The 18,873-nt window shown below is 66.0% G+C and carries 21 protein-coding genes; 10 read left to right on the top strand and 11 right to left on the bottom strand.

What is annotated here, in order from left to right:
* Window positions 1–77: 77 nt before the first annotated feature.
* From galE to dapD, 3 genes are read right to left on the bottom strand one after another with little or no spacing between them, the layout of a single operon-like run.
* On the bottom strand, window positions 78–1,097 hold the full coding sequence (gene galE, locus NGB94_RS03575; RefSeq protein WP_325789153.1) for a UDP-glucose 4-epimerase GalE: 1,020 nt from the start codon (window positions 1,095–1,097) through the stop codon (window positions 78–80).
* A 51-nt stretch (window positions 1,098–1,148) separates the two neighbouring features.
* Window positions 1,149–2,027 carry a hypothetical protein gene (locus tag NGB94_RS03570; protein WP_325789152.1) on the bottom strand — a complete coding sequence of 293 codons (879 nt, stop codon included), beginning with the start codon at window positions 2,025–2,027 and terminating at the stop codon, window positions 1,149–1,151.
* A 25-nt stretch (window positions 2,028–2,052) separates the two neighbouring features.
* On the bottom strand, window positions 2,053–3,024 hold the full coding sequence (gene dapD / locus NGB94_RS03565) for a 2,3,4,5-tetrahydropyridine-2,6-dicarboxylate N-succinyltransferase (RefSeq protein WP_325789150.1): 972 nt from the start codon (window positions 3,022–3,024) through the stop codon (window positions 2,053–2,055).
* 33 nt (window positions 3,025–3,057) lie between these two features.
* Here dapD and dapE point away from each other — a divergent pair, with 33 nt between their 5' ends.
* Window positions 3,058–4,152: a succinyl-diaminopimelate desuccinylase gene (gene dapE, locus NGB94_RS03560; RefSeq protein WP_325789149.1), complete on the top strand. Its 1,095-nt coding sequence runs from the start codon at window positions 3,058–3,060 to the stop codon at window positions 4,150–4,152.
* Between the two features lie 85 nt (window positions 4,153–4,237).
* On the opposite strand, the gene NGB94_RS03555 is transcribed toward dapE, so the two are convergent.
* The 4 genes from NGB94_RS03555 to NGB94_RS03540 form a co-directional block, all read right to left on the bottom strand.
* The gene (locus NGB94_RS03555; RefSeq protein WP_325789147.1) at window positions 4,238–5,110 is read right to left on the bottom strand and encodes an amino acid ABC transporter permease; all 873 of its coding nucleotides are present in this window, start codon (window positions 5,108–5,110) and stop codon (window positions 4,238–4,240) included.
* Window positions 5,107–5,781, bottom strand: a complete 675-nt coding sequence (locus NGB94_RS03550; protein WP_325789145.1) for an ABC transporter permease subunit — start codon at window positions 5,779–5,781, stop codon at window positions 5,107–5,109. The genes NGB94_RS03555 and NGB94_RS03550 overlap by 4 nt, the downstream gene beginning before the upstream one ends.
* A gap of 98 nt (window positions 5,782–5,879) precedes the next feature.
* Window positions 5,880–6,719 carry a glutamate ABC transporter substrate-binding protein gene (locus NGB94_RS03545; protein WP_325789143.1) on the bottom strand — a complete coding sequence of 280 codons (840 nt, stop codon included), beginning with the start codon at window positions 6,717–6,719 and terminating at the stop codon, window positions 5,880–5,882.
* Between the two features lie 80 nt (window positions 6,720–6,799).
* On the bottom strand, window positions 6,800–7,549 hold the full coding sequence (locus NGB94_RS03540) for an amino acid ABC transporter ATP-binding protein (RefSeq protein WP_418910600.1): 750 nt from the start codon (window positions 7,547–7,549) through the stop codon (window positions 6,800–6,802).
* 174 nt (window positions 7,550–7,723) lie between these two features.
* Here NGB94_RS03540 and NGB94_RS03535 point away from each other — a divergent pair, with 174 nt between their 5' ends.
* From NGB94_RS03535 to NGB94_RS03515, 5 genes are all read left to right on the top strand, one after another.
* On the top strand, window positions 7,724–8,494 hold the full coding sequence (locus NGB94_RS03535) for a TIGR00730 family Rossman fold protein (protein WP_325789141.1): 771 nt from the start codon (window positions 7,724–7,726) through the stop codon (window positions 8,492–8,494).
* Window positions 8,495–8,527: 33 nt separating this feature from the next.
* Window positions 8,528–8,920 carry a DivIVA domain-containing protein gene (locus NGB94_RS03530; RefSeq protein WP_325789451.1) on the top strand — a complete coding sequence of 131 codons (393 nt, stop codon included), beginning with the start codon at window positions 8,528–8,530 and terminating at the stop codon, window positions 8,918–8,920.
* Window positions 8,917–9,492, top strand: a complete 576-nt coding sequence (locus NGB94_RS03525) for a DNA-3-methyladenine glycosylase I (protein ID WP_325789140.1) — start codon at window positions 8,917–8,919, stop codon at window positions 9,490–9,492. The genes NGB94_RS03530 and NGB94_RS03525 overlap by 4 nt, the downstream gene beginning before the upstream one ends.
* Before the next feature lie 177 nt (window positions 9,493–9,669).
* Window positions 9,670–9,837 carry a DUF3117 domain-containing protein gene (locus NGB94_RS03520; RefSeq protein WP_082413265.1) on the top strand — a complete coding sequence of 56 codons (168 nt, stop codon included), beginning with the start codon at window positions 9,670–9,672 and terminating at the stop codon, window positions 9,835–9,837.
* Window positions 9,838–9,846: 9 nt separating this feature from the next.
* Complete coding sequence (locus NGB94_RS03515) at window positions 9,847–11,463, top strand: leucyl aminopeptidase family protein (protein WP_325789139.1); 1,617 nt, start codon at window positions 9,847–9,849, stop codon at window positions 11,461–11,463.
* Here the strand turns inward: NGB94_RS03515 and NGB94_RS03510 are convergent.
* The gene (locus NGB94_RS03510; RefSeq protein ID WP_325789138.1) at window positions 11,460–12,104 is read right to left on the bottom strand and encodes an O-methyltransferase; all 645 of its coding nucleotides are present in this window, start codon (window positions 12,102–12,104) and stop codon (window positions 11,460–11,462) included. The genes NGB94_RS03515 and NGB94_RS03510 overlap by 4 nt on opposite strands.
* Window positions 12,105–12,467: 363 nt before the next feature.
* Here NGB94_RS03510 and sigE point away from each other — a divergent pair, with 363 nt between their 5' ends.
* The 3 genes from sigE to NGB94_RS03495 are packed head-to-tail and all read left to right on the top strand — an operon-like array spanning window position 12,468 to window position 14,490.
* On the top strand, window positions 12,468–13,079 hold the full coding sequence (sigE, locus tag NGB94_RS03505) for an RNA polymerase sigma factor SigE (RefSeq protein ID WP_325789137.1): 612 nt from the start codon (window positions 12,468–12,470) through the stop codon (window positions 13,077–13,079).
* A gap of 5 nt (window positions 13,080–13,084) precedes the next feature.
* Complete coding sequence (locus NGB94_RS03500) at window positions 13,085–14,002, top strand: zf-HC2 domain-containing protein (RefSeq protein ID WP_325789135.1); 918 nt, start codon at window positions 13,085–13,087, stop codon at window positions 14,000–14,002.
* Between the two features lie 50 nt (window positions 14,003–14,052).
* Entirely contained in the window at window positions 14,053–14,490 is a 438-nt protein-coding gene (locus NGB94_RS03495; protein WP_325789133.1) for a Sec-independent protein translocase TatB, read from the top strand.
* A 25-nt stretch (window positions 14,491–14,515) separates the two neighbouring features.
* On the opposite strand, the gene NGB94_RS03490 is transcribed toward NGB94_RS03495, so the two are convergent.
* The 3 genes from NGB94_RS03490 to NGB94_RS03480 are packed head-to-tail and all read right to left on the bottom strand — an operon-like array spanning window position 14,516 to window position 17,543.
* Window positions 14,516–15,619, bottom strand: a complete 1,104-nt coding sequence (locus NGB94_RS03490; protein WP_325789449.1) for a P-loop NTPase — start codon at window positions 15,617–15,619, stop codon at window positions 14,516–14,518.
* A 48-nt stretch (window positions 15,620–15,667) separates the two neighbouring features.
* Entirely contained in the window at window positions 15,668–16,264 is a 597-nt protein-coding gene (locus NGB94_RS03485) for a DUF1003 domain-containing protein (RefSeq protein WP_325789131.1), read from the bottom strand.
* Complete coding sequence (locus tag NGB94_RS03480) at window positions 16,257–17,543, bottom strand: magnesium transporter MgtE N-terminal domain-containing protein (RefSeq protein WP_325789129.1); 1,287 nt, start codon at window positions 17,541–17,543, stop codon at window positions 16,257–16,259. The genes NGB94_RS03485 and NGB94_RS03480 overlap by 8 nt, the downstream gene beginning before the upstream one ends.
* 120 nt (window positions 17,544–17,663) lie before the next feature.
* Here NGB94_RS03480 and NGB94_RS03475 point away from each other — a divergent pair, with 120 nt between their 5' ends.
* Entirely contained in the window at window positions 17,664–18,701 is a 1,038-nt protein-coding gene (locus tag NGB94_RS03475) for a general stress protein (protein WP_325789127.1), read from the top strand.
* Window positions 18,702–18,873: the final 172 nt, after the last annotated feature.

Below are 18,873 nucleotides of genomic sequence, written 5' to 3'. Positions count from 1 at the left end.
GCACCAAAAGGACGGGCCCGCATCCTCACTGAGGATGCGGGCCCGTCCTTTTCCTTTACCTCCGCGGCGAGCGGAAGCTAGGCCTGGGCGGCGTAGCCCTGGGGGTTCTGCTTCTGCCAGTTCCAGTGGTCGCGGCACATGTCATCCAGGGAACGGCCGGCAGACCAGCCGAGCTCCGCCTGGGCTGCCGAGGGATCGGCATAGCTGACGGCGGCGTCACCGGGACGGCGGGGTGCGAACTCGTAGGGAACGTCCTTTCCGGCCGCCTTGGAGAAAGCGGCCAGGACCTCCAGCACCGAGGATCCGTTTCCGGTACCCAGGTTCCAGCGCTTGACCCCCTTGCGGGCCGCGATGTAGTCGAGGGCGGCGAGGTGGCCGGACGCCAGGTCCATGACATGGATGTAGTCGCGCACACCGGTGCCGTCCGGAGTGGGGTAGTCGTTGCCAAAGACCATGACCTTGTCCCGGCGTCCGACAGCAACCTGGGCCACGAAGGGAAGCAGGTTGTTGGGAATACCCGTGGGATCCTCTCCGATGCGCCCGGACTCGTGGGCGCCCGCCGGGTTGAAGTAACGCAGCAGGGCGATGCTCCAGCGCTCGTCCGAGGCACCGAGGTCCGCAAGGATGTCCTCGATCTGCTCCTTGGTGCGCCCGTAGGGGTTTACCGCGTCCATGGGCATGTCCTCTGCCAGCGGCACTTCTTCCGAAGCTCCGTAAACCGTGGCGGAGGAGCTGAAGACGATGGTGCGCACATCGTGCCGGTCCATGGCATCCAGCAGATTGAGCGTGCCGGCAACGTTGTTCCGGTAGTAGTGCAGCGGCTTGGCCACGGATTCCCCGACGGCCTTCAGGCCGGCGAAATGGATGACGGCTTCGGGGGAGTGCTCTGTGAAGATTGCTTCCAGTGCCTGCGGGTCAAGCAGGTCTGCCTGCACGAACGCAGCTGTGCGCCCGGAGAGTTCCTGGACCCGGTTCAGGGATTCGGTGCTGGAGTTGGCGAGGTTGTCCATAACTACAACGTCGTGTCCGGCCTGAAGCAGCTCAAGCGTGGTGTGGGAGCCGATGTAACCGGTTCCTCCGGTGACTAGTATTCGCATGGTTTCAGCCTAGCGGGTTCGCCCCGCCGCCATGCCTGCGGGCCGGCCGGGTTACCCCTGCTGGCCGACGGACACCGGGGCAATGTGGATTGCTACCTGAGTGTCCGGAGCGTCGGAGGGGCTCCACAATCCGCTTCCCCGGGTCCAGGTCATCGAGTCATAGGAGACTTCGTTGATGTTCAGAGACTTGGCGTTAGCGACCGCCCACTGGGCCAGTGACCATCCATAATCCCCGGACGCTCCCACCACCAGCACCTCGCCGAGCACCATGGCCTGCTGCTCGCCGTACAGCGCGCTCATCGCTGCCAGCACGGTGTTCGGGTCTCCGGGCGTCTCTGCCGGGTTTAGCGTGCAGGCCAGGGCGGCGGGTGACTGTCCGGTCAGAGCCGAGGCAAATGCCCGGCCTTCAGGCTCGTGGTCCGCGTAGGCCTCCGGGTAGGCGCTTCGCTGAACGGTCTGTGCAGCTACGGTAATCGGCAGATCCTGGTAGCCCGGCACCTCCAAGAGGGCGTCATAGAAGGCATTGGAAGCATAGACCGGGTCCATCACCTGGTCCTGGGAGCCCCATCCCTGCGACGGGCGCTGCTGGAACAGCCCCCGCGAGTCCGGTCCGGCGTCGTCCCCGTAATCGAGATTGCGCAGTCCGGATTCCTGCACAGCGGTCGCCAGGGCGATTGACGCGGCCCGCGGCGGCAGGCCGCGGGACACGGCGACGGCGGCAATGGTTGACGCGTTGACCGCCTGATCCGGGTTGAAGGACCAGGAAGCGCCGTTCACGGTGGCGGTGCAGCGTTCGCGCACCGGCCGCTCCTCGTCCCGGCCGAGAGCCAGGACGAGGAGATAGAGCAGGACGGCGGCTGCGGCGGCAGCGGCAAGCAGCAGTACGCTGATGCTCCTGCGCCGTGCCGCCGGCTGCCGGTTGCGGGCCACAGCGCGCGTTTCCTGGTCCGGGGTCCTAGTTGGCGTGCAGGGCTTCGTTCAGCTCCACCGTGCGGGCCAGCCGGGGAAGTGCCTCAACAGCGCCGGTCGCGGAATTGCGGCGGAACAGCAGCCCGGGAACACCGGAGAGGCCGGCCGCCTTGACGGTGCGGACCTCGTTGGTTTCCGGGTCGGTGACGCTGACCCGCGTGCCGGCCGTGACGTACAGGCCCGCTTCGACGACGCTGTCATCGCCGATGCTGATGCCCACTCCGGAGTTTGCGCCGAGGAGGACACGCTCGCCGATGGTAATCCGTTCCTTGCCGCCGCCGGAGAGGGTACCCATGATGGACGCACCGCCGCCCACATCGGAGCCGTTACCCACAACAACGCCGGCCGAAATCCGGCCTTCCACCATGGAGGTCCCAAGGGTCCCGGCGTTGAAGTTGACGAAGCCCTCGTGCATGACAGTGGTGCCTTCGGCCAGGTGGGCGCCCAGGCGGACACGGTTCGCGTCGGCGATGCGCACTCCGGTGGGCAGGACGTAGTCCACCATGCGGGGGAACTTGTCTACGCCATAGACAGTGACGGGCCCGCGGGCGCGCAGTGCAACGCGTACCCGGTCGAAGCCGGCTACCTGGCAGGGGCCGAAGTTTGTCCAGACAACGTTGGGGAGGGCACCGAAAATACCGTCGAGGTTCACCGTGTTCGGAGCGGAGAGCCGGGCGGAGAGAACGTGCAGGCGGAGGTAGGCATCGGCGGTTCCGGCCGGGGCTTGGTCAAGGTCGATCTGGGGTTCGAGGACCTCGCCGCGTGTTCCGCGGACCTCGTCAGCCATGGCAGCCGCAGCCTTTTCGAGCTCTGCCGCCAACTCGACGTCGTTCTGCAGGGGCGTCAGGGCGGGGCGGGGGTACCAGACATCCAGGACCGTGCCGTCTGCGGCTACGGTAGCCAGTCCGAGACCGGACGCGGTGCGTGGGGTGGGGGCTGAGGAAGTGCTTGAAGTCATGGGCTCCAGTCTACCGAGCGGTAGTCTGGAGCGGTGACCGTATTACCTGCCAAGCCCCTGAACCTGCACGACGACGTCGCGGACCTGACCGCGGCACTGATGGACATTGAGAGTGTGTCCGGGAACGAAGCGGCCATCGCCGATGCCGTACAGGCAGCCCTGAACGAGCTGGGCCACCTTGAAGTGGTGCGCGACGGCGATTCCATCATGGCCCGCACCAGCCTGGGCCGCAGCGAGCGGGTCATCCTGGCCGGACACCTGGACACTGTTCCGCTGCCGTCCGTGCCCGGCTCCCGGGGGACGGTGCCTTCGAGCTGGGACGGCGAAGTCCTCTACGGCCGCGGTGCCACCGATATGAAGGGCGGGGTGGCCGTGCAGCTGGCGCTGGCAGCCGCCCTTACCGATCCGAGCCGGGACATTACGTATGTTTTCTACGACCATGAGGAAGTGGATGCCTCCCTCAGCGGCCTGGGCCGGCTGGAGAAATCCTTCCCGGAATGGCTGAAGGCCGACTTCGCGATCCTGCTGGAGCCAACGGACGGCACAGTGGAGGGCGGCTGCAACGGCACGATGCGGTTCCAGGCGCGCACCGCCGGAAAAGCGGCGCATTCGGCCCGGGCCTGGATGGGAGAAAACGCAATCCACGCGGCTGCCGAAATCCTGGTGCGGCTGCGGGACCACGAGCCCGCTACCGTGCAGGTGGAGGGGCTGGACTACCGGGAATCCCTCAATGCCGTGAAGATCCACGGCGGCACCGCGGGGAACGTCATTCCGGATTCCGCCGTCGTGGAAATCAACTACCGCTTTGCCCCGGACAAGGACCTCACGCAGGCCGAAGCCTATGTCCGGGACCTGCTGCACGGGTTCGACCTGGTGCGCACCGACGCTTCCGCCGGGGCCCGGCCCGGACTGGACCGTCCCGCGGCTGCGAGCTTCATTGAAGCCGTGGGCGCCGAGCCCAAGCCCAAGTACGGCTGGACCGACGTCGCGCGTTTCAGTGCCCTGGGCATTCCTGCGGTGAACTTCGGTCCGGGAGATGCCCTGCTGGCGCACTCGGACAACGAGCATGTCACCGCCGGCGGCATAAGGCAGTGCCTGGCCGCTCTCCAGACCTGGCTCTCGTCCTAGGACAGCACTCACCGTGATAACAGACAGTGCCCTTTAGAAGCTGGCGCTTCTAAAGGGCACTGTCTGTTATCTCGATACCGGGGAATTACTTCGCGGGCGCGGGAACCCCTTCAGGCTCAACGGCGTCCTCGGCCCTGAGCAGGGTTCCTGCACGTGCCCCAAGCCGGCGGGAGAGCCGCTGGGCCACGAAGGTCAGGATCATGTTCAGGATGATGAAGATCGCCGCGGTGACCAGCAGTGCGGGCAGGATATTGCCCTCACCGGAGGCGAGCCTGCGGGCGTAGCCAAGCAGCTCCGTGTAGCCGATGAAGGTACCCAGGGCCGAGTCCTTCAGGATGACCACGAACTGGCTCAGCAGGGCCGGGAGCATGGCTACCAGGGCCTGCGGCACCTCAACGATGCGCAGCGACTGGCTGCGGGTCAGGCCAATCGCCAGACCGGCCTCGCGCTGGCCCTTGGGCAGGCCAAAGACACCCGAGCGCACCAGTTCGGCAATCACTGAGCCGTTGTACAGCGTCAGCGCCAGGACAACCGCCACGAACGGCACGTCCGAGGAGGGGACCGGAGTGGACTTCGAGAGGAACTGGTAGAAGAAGATCATCATCAGCAGCACCGGCACGGCGCGGAAGAATTCCACGATCACGCCGGCCACCCAGCTGATGGCCTTCACCGAGGAGAGCCGTCCAAGCCCGAAGACCAGGCCGAAGACGATCGAGGTTACGATCGCGACCCCTGCCGCCTTCAGCGTCTCGAGCAGGCCGGGCAGCATGAAGTACTCCCAGGTGCGGCCCTCAACGAACGGATCCCACTTGGCGGCGTCGAACTGGCCCTTTTCGGCCAGCCCGTTCACGATCACGGCCAGCACGCCGAGGATAAACAGCACGCCCAGGATGTTGCCGACCATGATGCGGCGGCGCGCACGGGGGCCGGGGGCGTCAAACAGGACACTTTGGCTCATCGCGCCACCGCCAGTTTCTTCGAGGCCCAGGTTGTCAGCAGGCCGATCGGGATCACGATAAGCACGAAACCAAGGGCGAAGGTCAGGAAGATCTGCGTCATGAGGTCCGGCCGGAACTCGATCATGGTCTTCATCAGACCGGAGGCTTCAGCCACCGAGGCTACGGCGGCGACAGTGGTGTTCTTCGCCAGTGCAATCAGGACATTGCCCAGCGGGGCAACAGCACCGCGGAAAGCCTGCGGCAGGATGATCAGCCACGCTGCGGGCAGGAAGGACAGTCCGATGGAACGGGCAGCTTCAGCCTGCCCCAGCGGCACGGTGTTCACGCCGCTTCGGATCGCCTCGCAGACGAACGCCGCGTGGTAGACCGACAGGGACAGGACAGCGAGCCGGAAGAAGTTGAGGTTGAAATCGCTGGAGAGGCTGACCTGGAGCTGGGACCAGAGAGCCAGGGTGCCGAAGACCATGATGATGGTCAGCGGAGTGTTCCTGAAAATGTTCACGTAGGCAGTGCCGAACCAGCGCAGGCTGGCAATCGGCGAAATACGCATCACGGCCAGGATGGTGCCAAGCACCAGGGACCAGATTGCGGCCCAGAATGTCAGTTGGATGTTGACCCAGAAGGCCCCGACGACGTCGTATTCGCCGAAGAGCTCGAGGAAACCTTCCATATGTCACCTCTTCCGTAAAAATGTGTGGAGCGGAGTTCGGGGCAGGGCCGCAGCCCTGCCCCGAACGTTGCCGCCGAAACCTAGCGGAGGCGGATCGCTTAGGCGCAGGCGTCCATGGTCGGTGGGTTCAGATCGGCGTTGAACGTGTAGTCAGCACCCTCTGTGTTCTTCTTGATGGCTTCTTCCCACGCGCCGTCTTCGATCATCTTCTCGATGGCAGCGTTGATGTCTTCACACTTGTCGCTGTCCTTCTGGATGCCAACGCCGTACTTCTCTTCGGAGAAGGTGTTGCCGACAACCTTGAACTGGCCCTTGTTTGCATCCGTGGAAGCAAGGCCGGCAAGGATGATGTCATCGGTGGTGACGGCGTCAATGGCGCCGCCCTGCATGGCCGTGACGCACTCGGCGTAGCTCGGCTGCTCAACCAGCTCTGCTTCGTTGGCCAGGGTGTCCTTGACCTTCTGCGCGGAGGTGGAACCGGTGACCGAGCACAGGATCTTGCCGTTGAGGTCTTCCGGACCCTTGATCTCGGAATCGTCGGCGCGGACCAGGAGGTCCTGGCCGGCAACGAAGTACGGTCCGGCGAAAGCGACCTTTTCCTTGCGGGTGTCCGTGATGGAGTAGGTCGCAAAGATCATGTCGACCTGGTCGTTTTCGAGCATGTTCTCGCGCTGGGCGGAGGGGGTCTCGACCCATTCGATCTGGTCTTCGCCGTAGCCCAGTTCGTTGGCTACGTACTTGGCTACGTCAACGTCGAAGCCGCTGTAGGAGCCGCCCTCATCGAAGCCGAGGCCCGGCTGGTCGAACTTAATGCCAATGCGGATGGTCTCTGCGTCGCCGGAATCGGCCGAATCGCTGCCGGAGTCGCCGCCGCAGGCGGACAGGGTCAGTGCGGCAGCTGCTGCCATGGCGGCAACTGCGTAACGGGTATTGCGCATTTTTTCTCCTTGCATTGCGGCCAGGGCCCGCGAAGGGCCGCAGCCTTGCCTCAAAGGGTGGATGAAAACCGGTGGTTGCTCTAGTGCGCGAGAATCTTGCCGAGGAAGTCCTTGGCCCGGTCGCTCTTGGGGTTGGTGAAGAATTCTTCCGGTGCAGCCTGCTCCACGATCTGGCCGTCGGCCATGAAGATGACGCGGTCTGCAGCCTTGCGCGCGAAGCCCATTTCGTGGGTTACCACGATCATGGTCATGCCCTCCTGGGCGAGCTCCACCATGGTGTCCAGGACTTCGTTGATCATTTCCGGGTCAAGGGCGGAAGTCGGCTCGTCGAAAAGCATGACCTTCGGCTTCATGGCCAGGGCCCGGGCGATTGCGACACGCTGCTGCTGGCCGCCGGAGAGCTGGGCCGGAAGCTTGTTGGCCTGGTTGTCGACGCCGACGCGCTTCAGCAGCGCCATCGCCTTTTCCTTGGCCACAGCCGGCTTGGTCCGCTTGACCTTGATGGGACCGAGGGCCACGTTGTCCAGGATGGACTTGTGCGCAAAGAGGTTGAACGACTGAAAGACCATGCCGACGTCCGCACGCAGCTTGGCGAGTGCCTTGCCTTCTGCGGGCAGGGCCTTGCCGTCGATGGTGATCTCGCCGTCGTCGATGGTCTCCAGGCGGTTGATGGCACGGCACAGAGTCGACTTGCCGGACCCGGACGGGCCGATCACCACCACCACTTCGCCGCGCGCCACATCAAGGTTGATGTCCCGCAGCACATGGAGGTCCCCGAAGTGCTTGTTTACGTTCTTCAGCGAGACGAGGGGTGCTGCTTGCTCAGGCACCGGCTGCCCTGATGTTGTGTCACTGGTCATAGGAAGAAGATAGCGAACAAATCAACCCCCCGTGTCCCCGATCACTCCGACGTGGACAAATCGTGATTCAAGAGAAACCAAATGACCCGTACCGGCCGTGCCGTGATGCGGTGCCCATCACGCCGGTGACGCTAGCCTTGGTAGATGGCTATCAGCGGCGAAGAAGGCTTCAACCGTCCCGCATCCGCTAAACGGCGGGGTCCGGTGGAACTGCGCCGCGGGCAGGCCCGCGTACCGCAGTCGGACCGGTTCCTCCTGGACACCGCAGACGGAACGAGCTTCACCCATACCGACCCGTGGCGGGTATTGCGCATCCAGAGCGAGTTCGTGGAAGGCTTTGGAACGCTCTCGGAACTCGGTCCGGCCGTCAGCGTGTTCGGTTCGGCGCGCACCCTTCCCGGATCCCGCTGGTACGAGACCGGCGAGGCGGTGGGCAGGCTGCTGTCAGAAGCAGGGCTGGCCGTGATTACCGGCGGCGGCCCGGGCTCCATGGAAGCCGCAAACAAGGGTGCAGTGGAAGCCGGGGGAGTGTCAGTCGGCCTGGGAATCGAACTGCCCTTCGAAACCGGACTTAACGAGTGGGTGGACCTCGGCATCAACTTCCGCTATTTCTTCGTGCGGAAGACAATGTTCGTGAAGTATGCCCAGGGATTCATTGTCCTTCCGGGCGGTTTTGGAACACTGGATGAACTCTTCGAAGCAATGACGCTGGTCCAGACCCAGAAAGTCACGTCTTTCCCAATCGTGCTCATTGGCACCGAATTCTGGATCCCGCTGCTGGACTGGGTCCGGGGTTCGCTGCTGAAGGAAGGAATGATCTCCGCCAAGGACCTTGAACTGGTCCACGTGGTGGATGATCCGGCCGAGGCCGTGAAACTCATCATTGCCGACAGCGCCGGGCATCTCTCGCTCTGACTGAAGGCGGGGATCTGCGACGATGGTGCCGTGATGATCCTGCTTGCGTTCCTTGCCATAGCCGCCGTGGGCGCGGCAGCCGTTTTTGCGGCCGGGTGGGCCGGGCTGCGCCCGCGCGGGGCCGGCGCAGCGGAACCGTACCTCCCGGGGCCGGCAGCTGCCCTCGGCGAGCCTGACCCCCGGCTTCCGCCGGTGCTTCTTCCGGAGCAGCCCGGCGCCGCAGACATAGCGGACCTGAAGTTCTCCGTTGCGCTGCGCGGATACCGCATGGATGAAGTGGACGCAGTCCTTGCGCGGCTGGCGCAGGCGCTGCTGGAGCGGGACGCCGCCCTGGCCCAGCTCCGGAGCCACGGCGCCACGCAGCCGGGAACCGGCCGCCACGCGCAGGTTCCGCCAGAGGACCCGGCCGGACGGCAGGAACCGTGACGGCGCTCCCCGGGCCTGACGGGCGCCTCCGCTGCCCCTGGGCGCTTGGCAGCGCGGACTACCTGGCCTACCACGACACCGAATGGGGCCGGCCTGTGAGCGGCGAGGCGGCCCTGTTTGAGCGGCTGTGTCTTGAGGGCTTCCAGGCCGGGCTGAGCTGGATCACGATACTGCGTAAGCGGGAAGCCTTCCGCGAGGCCTTCTCGGCTTTCGACCCGCACCGGGTAGCAGCTTACGGCGAGGACGACGTCGCCGCGCTGATGGGCAACCCGGGCATTGTGCGCAACGAGGCCAAGATCCGCGCCACGATCGGCAATGCCCGGGCGCTGCTGGCGCTGCCGGAGGGGGAGTCGCTCCATGCGCTGCTGGAGAAGCACCGGCCGCCCGGGAAATCCGCCCCAAAGGAACTGGCGGAGGTCCCGGCAGAGACCGGGGAATCCCGCAGCCTCTCCAAGGAGCTTCGGCGCCGCGGGTTCCGCTTCGTGGGCCCGGTGACCGCCTATGCAATGCTGCAGGCCACCGGGTACGTGAATGATCACCTGGCGGACTGCGAATTCAGGTCACGGGGCTAGCCCGACCGCACCGGTGTGTCCTCAGACACACCGAAATTTCGCCTGCTTACGGTTGTACGGAATAATGGCACCAAATGCGGCTCGGCACCCTAACAACAATCGGGAACCGGCTGCAGCAGGGACGGTGATTACTCGGGGAATAACCCCGCAGTGCACTTTTGAAAGGGGAACTTCAATATGGCTGCGATGAAACCGCGTACGGGTGATGGACCCATGGAGGTCACCAAAGAAGGGCGCAGCCTTATCTTGCGGGTGCCCATCGACGGCGGCGGACGGCTGGTCGTTGAACTGAATGCCGAAGAAGCGGGCAAGCTCAAGGAATGCCTCCTCGGCGTCACCAGCTAGGCTGGAAGCATGCGTCCTTCCAGGCAGAACTCCAAGCCTGCGGGTGCCCCGCAGGCTACCCGCAGGTTGTCCATGACGACGGTATCCGGGCTCGCTCCGCTGGCGGAGCGCCCCGGAGACCCGGCTCAGGGCCTGCAGGCTCTCCCGGGCGAAGGCGTCGACGTCCTGGCCGTTGCCATAGCTCCCGGGCCGCCCGGGGACCGGACGGTTCCTGAACCCAGGCGCGGGGCAGTGGAAGCTGCAGTGCGCTACGGGATCGACGTCGCTGCCCGCGCCGAAGCTGCGGGCATCACCGGCAAGGCCGGCGAACACCTGGTTGTCGAACCGCCCCGGGGGTCCACGGATCTTCCCGGCAAACTCATCTACCTCGGGGTAGGGGATGAATCCCACCAGAGCATGAGGCGGGCCGGCGCAACCCTGGCCCGCGCAACATCCGGCGCACAGAAAATCCGCATGAGCGTCATTGATTCACTGACTGCACAGGCGCAGCAGGCGTTCCTCGAAGGCTTCTTCCTGGGCGGATACCGCGCGCCGCGGACCGGGCTGAATGCTGCCGGAAAGCCGATGGCTGCCCACATGGAAGTCACGGGACTGGTGCCGCAGGCACTGGAACTAGCGGAAATCTCGGCGCGGGCCGCATGGCTGGCACGGGACCTGACCAACACCCCGCCGGACACCGCAACCCCGGAATGGATGGCAGCCCAGGGCGCAGCCGTCGCTGCCGGCCACGGCCTGGACATTGAAGTCTGGGACCCGCAGCGGCTGGCAGCCGAAGGATTCGGCGGGCTAAGCGCCGTCGGCTCCGGTTCCGCCAATGGTCCGCGCCTGGTACGGGTCACCTACCGGCCGGGTGCCGGTGCCGTGGAGGACCGCGTAGTGCTCGTAGGAAAGGGCATCACCTTCGACTCCGGCGGGATCTCCCTGAAGCCGCGGGAATCAATGCCTGCGATGAAGATGGACATGGCGGGCTCCGCCGTCGTTCTTGCCGCAGTGCAGGCCGCAGCGGAACTTCAGGTGCCCTTCGAAGTGACCGGACTCCTGGCCCTCGCGGAAAACGCGCTGGGCGGAGCTTCCTACCGACCCGGCGACATTGTGCGCACCTACAACGGCACCACGGTGGAGATCGGGAACACGGATGCCGAGGGGCGGATGGTCCTTGCCGATGCACTGGCCTACGCAGTGCAGGATCTTCATCCGTCAGCGCTGATCGACGTCGCGACCCTCACCGGCGCGGCCGCACTTGGCCTTGGCAAGCGCCATGCGGCGCTTTTCGGCAACGACCCCCAGCTGCTCAGCGCACTGGAAGCCGCCGCCAGCAGCAGCGGTGAACCGCTCTGGCAGCTGCCGCTGGTTCCCGAGTACGACTATCTGCTTGAGTCCGCTTCCGCGGACCTGGCGCACGTTGCCCCGGTTGGCGCGAAGGCCGGCGCCGGAGCGATCCTGGGCGCCCTTTTCCTGGAAAAGTTCGTGGACGGAACGCCCTGGATCCACCTGGACATTGCCGGTCCCATGGAAGTGTCCTCGGACACCCACGAATACTCCAAGGGGGCTACGGGATTCGGTGCCCGTCTGCTGATTGCGTTCCTCCGCGCGCGGGCTGCACGGGCACGCGCGCAGAGCGCCTAGCGCCCGGGGACAGTCTTTACGGCAAGCTGGAGGCCGTCGCCGGTAGGCAGCAGGGACGACACCAGGGACTCGTTGTCCCGGATGAACCGGCCCACCTGGCGCATGGTCACGGTCAGCGGCTCGCGGGCAGCGGGATCGGCAACCCGCCCGTTGTCCAGGGCGCCGTTGATGATCATCAGTCCTCCGGCCTTGAGCAGGCGTACTGCCTGCTCAGCGTACAGGAGGAAGGACGGCTTGTCCGCGTCGATGAAAACGAGGTCGTAGGCGTTGTCCGTCAGCCGCGGCAGGACCTGTGCGGCCCTGCCCGAAATGGTGCGGGTCCGGTTGCCCGGAATCCCCGCTTCCGAATATGCCTGGCGCGCAGCCCGGAGGTGGTCCACATCGGAGTCGATGGTGGTGAGCACCGAGCCCGGGCCCAGACCGCGGAGCAGGCAGACACCCGATACTCCGGCGCCGGTTCCGATCTCCACCACTGTCTGTGCCTTCGACGACGCCGCCAGCACGGTCAGTGCCGCGCCTACGCCGGTACTGACCGGGGTAACACCCAGCTCGTGGGAACGTTCCCGCGCGCGGAGCAGGACTTCGTCCTCGAAGGGCAGCGCCTCCGTGTAGGACCACGTGCTCTGCTTGTCGGCGCTCATGGGTGCACAGTCTCTTTCACTCAAATAATCCAGGGGTTCCGCGTCCGGGCGGATCGTGGCCTTGGCCCGGCTCAACAACCGGGCCGCCAGCCGCGAGGTGCTGCGGTTTCCGCGGCGGGCACTGCGGCATTACAAGCTTAAGGCCACGAGTGCCCGTTTGCCGCCAGCCTGACTCCGTGCGCGGCGTACCCGGACCGGGGCAATGCCCGGGACGCACTTGTCTCCCTGCGCAGGGCGTGCTAACAGCGAACTCCCAGAAATATGCGCAAACATGGATGGTGAACCTACTGACGATCGCCGGCCCGCACCGTTCACAGCCTTGCGCTGCGGGAGGCAGGAATACGTTACGAAGGGAGGAAGACCGTGACGGGGACACTTGACGTTGCTGCTGAAGCATCCGCGGGAACTGACTGGGTGCGTCCGACCTGGCAGGAAGTGGTGGAAACCCACTCTGCCAAGGTGTACCGGCTGGCTTACCGGCTGACCGGCAACAAACACGACGCTGAAGACCTCACCCAGGAAGTCTTTGTCCGCGTCTTCCGCTCCCTTGCCAACTTCCAGCCCGGAACGCTGGACGGCTGGCTGCACCGGATCACCACCAATCTGTTCCTGGACCAGGCCCGCCGGCGAAGCCGCATCCGGTTCGACGGCATGAGCGAGGAAGCCGAGAGCAGGCTGCCCAGCCAGGGGCCGGGCCCGGAACGCAGCTTCGAATTCAACAACCTTGACGTGGACATCCAGCGGGCGCTGGAGGAACTGCCGCCCGACTTCCGTGCCGCCGTCGTGCTCTGTGACCTGGAAGGCCTCTCCTACGATGAAGTGGCGAACGCCCTTGGCGTGAAGCTGGGCACGGTCCGCTCCCGCATCCACAGGGGCCGGAGCATGCTGAAGGAGAAGCTGGCGCACCGCGATCCGGCCCAGCGCCGAACGCCTTCCGTCAGCCTGAAGCTTCCCCGCGTGGCAGGAGCCAGCTAGAGCATATGCGCCACCCCAAACGCCACCTTCGTGAGTTCCTGGACGAAGAACTGCCGGCCCGCAGGCGTGCCGCCGTCCAGGCCCACCTTTCACGCTGCGCTGCCTGCCGCTGCACCGTGGAAGAAGAGCGCCGCCTCCGCAGCAGGCTGAAGGCCATGAGGGTGCCGGCACCGAGGGAAGACCTCGCAAGCCGGATCGTCGCAGACAATGCGGCAGCAGGGCGTCCGGAATCTGCCGCCGGCCGTAGCCGGGGACGGTACGCCGTTGCGGTCGGGGGAATCCTGACGCTGGTTTCCGGCGTTGTCCTGGCCGGTGCGTACATCCTAGGGAGCATCGCGGAGGAACCGCTTTCGGCCCCGCAGCAGGCACACCTGCTTGCAGGCTGGAACCAGCTGGCAGAACAGCGCCCCGGGAACCTGACGCCGGATGACGTCCAGGAACTCCGGGACGCAGGATGGTCCTGTCCGGAACTCGGTGCGCTTGGTTTCACGCTCGTCTCGGCCCGGACCCTGCAGGTGGCCGGGCACCCGGCAGTGGCCATGGAGCTGACCCGCAACGGGCAGAGCCTCACCGTCTATGAGCAGCGTCCGCGCCAGGGCGGCCCCAGCCCCGAAGTCCTGCATGCAGTCAGCGGAGAGCCGGTAGGCAGCGAAGGTTTCAGCACCCCTTCCGGTGCGCCCGCAACCACCCCGAGGATCTGGCGGGATGAAGCCCGGCCCGGTGAAGTTGTGCTCTCTGCACGCAATGTTACTTACACCCTTAAGTCCTCGGTGCCCGAAGAAACCCTCTCATCCGTAGTGGGCGAACTCTCCATCAGCGAGTCCGCGCGCCTGCTGGTTCCCGCCAGGGACCCGGATTCCGGCGCCGTTGACCGTGTTCTCCACGGACTCGCGCTCCTGGCCGGCACGGGGCGTTCGCTTTGAGCCCGTTCCCAAAGTGGCCCTAATCCAGCCGGAAAAGGTACCCTTCAAAAGTGTTCGGAATTAACGGCTATGAGCTGATCATCCTGGCGATCCTCGCCGTGGCCATTCTTGGCCCCGAACGCCTGCCCGAATACGCCTCCCAGCTGGCCCGCCTGGTCCGCGAGCTGCGCCGAATGGCCTCCGGAGCCCGCGAACAGCTGCGCGAAGAGGTGGGCCCGGAAATCGATGAGGTGGACTGGCGGAAGCTGGATCCCCGCCAGTACGATCCCCGGCGGATTATCAAGGAAGCCCTGCTCGACGACGTCGAGGAAGCGGTGCGCCCGGCGACTGCGCGCAGTAACGGATCCGCGCGTCCCGCCCCTGCCCGCACCGGAACTGATGCGGCCCCCGCACCTGCACGGACCGCCGCCGCTCCGCCTCCTCCTGTCCAGCGCATTGAGCGTCTTGGCGCAGGCGAACGGGCACCGTTCGACGTCGAGGCCACCTAGATCCTGTGCCCGGCCCCGTTGGCGTCTAGCTCCGCGGAGTCACCGAAAGGCTAAGCCCGGACAGGCCCCGCGGCCGTCCCGCCAGTTCCGCTGCAATCCGGCGGAGTTCGCCCCCGGCAGTGTCCGGCCCGGCAGCTGCTTCATCCAGGACCACGGGAAGTCCGGCATCCCCGCCCTTGCGGAGGCGTACATCCAGCGGAATGCTGCCCAGCAGCGGAACGTCATAACCCAGGACCGATCCCAGGCGTTTGGATACCAACGCGCCGCCGCCTGAGCCGAAGAGTTCCATGCGTTCCCCGGTGGGCAAAGCGAGCCAGGACATGTTTTCGATGACACCGGCCACCTTCTGCCCGGTCTGCGCTGCCACTGTCCCGGCGCGTTCAGCAACCTCAGCCGCGGCAGCCTGCGGAGTCGTGACTACCAGGATTTCCGAGGACGGCAGCAGCTGCCCGACCGAAATCGCGATATCTCCCGTCCCCGGAGGCAGATCCAGCAGCAGGACGTCCAGGTCACCGAAATACACGTCGGTGAGGAACTGCTCGAGGGCACGGTGCAGCATGGGACCGCGCCAGGCCACCGGCTGGTTCTTGTCCAGGAACATGCCGATGGAGATTGTCTTGATGCCGTGTGCGACCGGCGGCAGGATCATTTCATCCACCCGGGTGGGCGGTGCCGTGATGCCCAGCAGGCCCGGGACGGAGAAGCCGTGCACATCGGCGTCGACCACACCCACGCGCAGGCCGGAGGCAGCCATCGCCGCGGCCAGGTTTACGGTCACGGTGGACTTGCCCACCCCGCCCTTGCCGCTGGCAACGGCGTAGACCTTCGTCAGCGAGCCCGGCCGGCTGAACGGGACGCCGCGGGCACCGCCGGGCCCGCGCAGCTTCTCCTTGAGTTCCTCGCGCTGTTCCTGGCTCATGACGTCCAGGTCGACGTGCACGGACGTAATTCCCGGCACGGCGGCCAGCTCGCGTTCGACGTCGGCGGTGATGGTTCCGCGCAGCGGGCAGCCGGCGATGGTGAGCAGGACACCGATCCGGGCGCTGCCGGCGCCGTCGACTTCCACGCTGCGCAGCATGCCGAGTTCGGTGATGGGGCGGCGCAGCTCGGGGTCGATGACCCGTTCCATGGCCGCACGGGCCAGCTGGGCCAGGTGTTCTTGTGTTTCCGGCACTGCCTAGTCTTCTCCTGCACCTGAGGTGGCTTTGGACGGCGGCGGCGTGCTGCCGTCCTGGCCGCGGCGGCGGGTGCTGCGCCGCTGGCCGTCGTCACGGTTGTCATTGGCCTCGAGGAGTTCCTCGAGGAGGCCCCGGATTTCCGAACGGACATAGTCGCGGGTCGCGACTTCCCGCAAAGCGATGCGCAGCTCGGCGATCTCCCGGGTGAGGTATTCGGTGTCCAGCAGGTTCCGTTCAGCGCGTTCGCGGTCCTGCCGCATGGACACGCGGTCCCGGTCGTCCTGCCGGTTCTGCGCCAGGAGCAGCAGGGGAGCGGCGTAGGAAGCCTGCAGGGAGAGCATCAGCGTGAGCAGCGTGAAGCCCAGGGCCACGCTGTCGAAGCGCAGCGGCTCGGGTCCCCAGGTGTTCCAGACAAGCCACACAACGCAGAAAACCGTCATGTACAGCAGGAACTGCGGGGTGCCCATAAACCGGGCGAAATTCTCCGTAGCGTGGCCGAAGGCGTCAGGGTTTGGACTCAGCCGGGGGAACCACCTGGTTCGGGCGGTGCGCGGAGTGTCGAGGCCGTCAGTACGGGGGCGGTTCTTCTCAGCCATTCTTCCTTCCCTGCCACGTTATGGGGCCGGTGTCTTCGGAGGCACGCCAGTCATCCGGGAGCAGGTGGTCCAGGACGTCGTCGACTGTCACTGCACCCACCAGGCGTCCGGTGTCGTTGACCACCGGCAGCGAGTTCAAGTTGTAGGTTGCCAGCATCCGGGAGATTTCCGCGATGTTGGCGAAGTCCCGCACGGGCTCGAGATCGGTATCCAGGATGTTGCCCAGTGCTTCCGGGGGAGCGGTGCGCAGCAGCTGCTGGATGTGGACGACGCCGAGGTAGCGTCCCGTGGGCGTCTCCAGCGGAGGCCGGCAGACATAGATGGAGGACGCGAGGGCAGGGGTGAGTTCCTCCCGCCGCACGTGGGCCAGGGCTTCGGCGACAGTCGCCTCAGGAGGCAGGATTACGGGGACCGGTGTCATCAGCGAACCGGCGGTGTCCTCCTCGTACTGCAGGAGCCGGCGCACGTCACGGGCGTCTTCCGGCTCCATGAGCTGCAGGAGTTCCTCTTTTTGCTCTTCGGGGAGCTCATTGAGCAGGTCAGCGGCGTCGTCGGGATCCATTTCCTCCAGGACGTCCGCGGCACGCTCAACGTCAAGGGACTGCAGGATCTGCACCTGGTCGTCGTCGGGCAGTTCCTGCAGCACGTCGGCGAGGCGTTCGTCCTGCAGTTCGCTGGCCACCTCGATGCGGCGCTTGCCGCTCATTTCGTGCAGGGCCTCAGCGAAGTCGGCGGCCTTGAGGTCGTCGTGCTGGGCAACGAACTGTGTGGCGGCCTGCGGGCCGGTGATGTCCCAGTGGCCCACCTCGGACCATTCGATGATCAGCAGTTCGCCGCGCCGGCGCAGCCCGCGCAGGCGGGACCCGCCGCCTCCGCGGCGCACGAAGAGGCTTGAGACATGCCAGTCTCCGGCGCGGTTCTGTTCAATGGCGATGTCCTCCACCGTCGCCTCGCCGCTGCCGTCTGCCAGCACCACCCGGCTGTCGAACAGCTCGGCAACCACCAGCATCTCGGCACCGCGCTGCTGGAACCGCCGCAGGTTGACCAGGCCGGTGCAGATGATCTGGCTGGGGTCCATGGAGGTGATGCGGGTGATGGGCACAAAGACGCGTTTCTTACCGGGCACCTCGACGACGATGCCGACGGCCTGGGGCGGGCGGCCGGCCCCGCGGTCCAGCACCACGGCATCCCGGAGGCGGCCAAGCCTGTCGCCAAGGGGGTCGAAGACATCCAGGCCCAGCAGCCGTGCAATAAAGACGCGCGTAGGATTAGTGCTCACCCTACTTAGGCTACTTGGCGGCAGCGTCTTCGGCGCATTCGAACGGCCGCACAGGCGCGGGACGTTCACTGCCAGCGATACATAGGCCCATTAACGCCCTAACTGCGAAAGAATAGGGGAATGTCGAACCTATTTGGCGCCTCATCGCAGCGGGACCCCGGACGAACTCTTCCCAGGGGTGAGCTGGTGGGCCGTTACACGGCTTACCTGGACGCCCAGAAGGCGGTCGACTACCTGGCGGATTCGAAGTTCCCCGTCCACCTGGTCAGCATCGTGGGCAATGAGCTGAAGTCCGTTGAACGGGTAACCGGCCGGCTGACCTATCCGCGCGTTGCCATGTCCAGCGCTGCCACCGGTGCGTGGTTCGGCCTGTTCGTGGGCCTGGCGCTCATGCTCTTCGGCGGCGGCGACTCCTATCTTTCGCTGATCCCTTCCATGGCACTGGGCGCCATCTTCTGGCTGCTTTTCGGCGTCCTGGCCTACGCCTTCCAGCGCGGCCGCCGCGACTTCACGTCCACGAGCCAGGTGATCGCCACCAGCTACGACGTCGTCGTGGCACCGGAGGCGGCCAATGAGGCGCGCCGCCTGCTGTCGCAGCTCCCCATGGTGGGGCAGAGCGGGCACCCGGCTCCGCCGTCGGGACAGCCGCCGTACCAGCAGCAGCCGCCCTACCAGCAGCAGCCGCCCTACGCCGGTCAGGCGCCCGAGCGGCCCTCCACCTGGGCTGATCCCTACGGAACCCGCGGGGCGTCACGCCCTGGTGCTGCTCCGGCGGCCGGGGAGCCCGGTGCGCATGCCGTATCCGGACAGCCTGCCGATCAGCCCGTATCCGGCCAGCCTGCCGCCGGTCCGGCGCAGCAGGCACCGCAGCCTGCTGCCACAGCGACGGGCACCCCTCGGGGACAGTTCCCCGACTTGCCCGACGGACGCCCGCGTTACGGCGTGCGGCTTCCTGCGGCCCAGCAGCAGTCAGCCCCCCAGCAGCAGTCAGCCCCCCAGCAGCAATCGGTTGCACAGGGCCAGCCGGTTCCACAGGGCCAGGAACCGGCCGGACCCGCTCCGGAACAGGCTCCGCAGGCAGGAACGCGCCGGCAGCCCGCCGAGGGGGACAGCGCTCCCCGCGAGGACGCTCCGAATGAGTCCGGCGACGACCGCTAGCGTCTGTCCACATCCCGAACATACAGAAACTGCCCGTATGAGACTGGCGGATTCTGGGGGTGGTTGCAACACCTTGGGTTGTTAGGTGCTTAGAAGTAGATCACGTAAACGCTCGGCTGGGCTGTCCCAGTCGAGCGTTTTACGTGGGCGTCCGTTGAGCTTCTGGGCCACG

This window comes from Arthrobacter koreensis, assembly GCF_035792275.1.
Classification (GTDB): Bacteria; Actinomycetota; Actinomycetes; order Actinomycetales; family Micrococcaceae; genus Arthrobacter_B; species Arthrobacter_B koreensis_A.
Note: the sequence above shows the minus strand (reverse complement) of the source record. Positions and strands in the feature narration are given on the sequence as shown.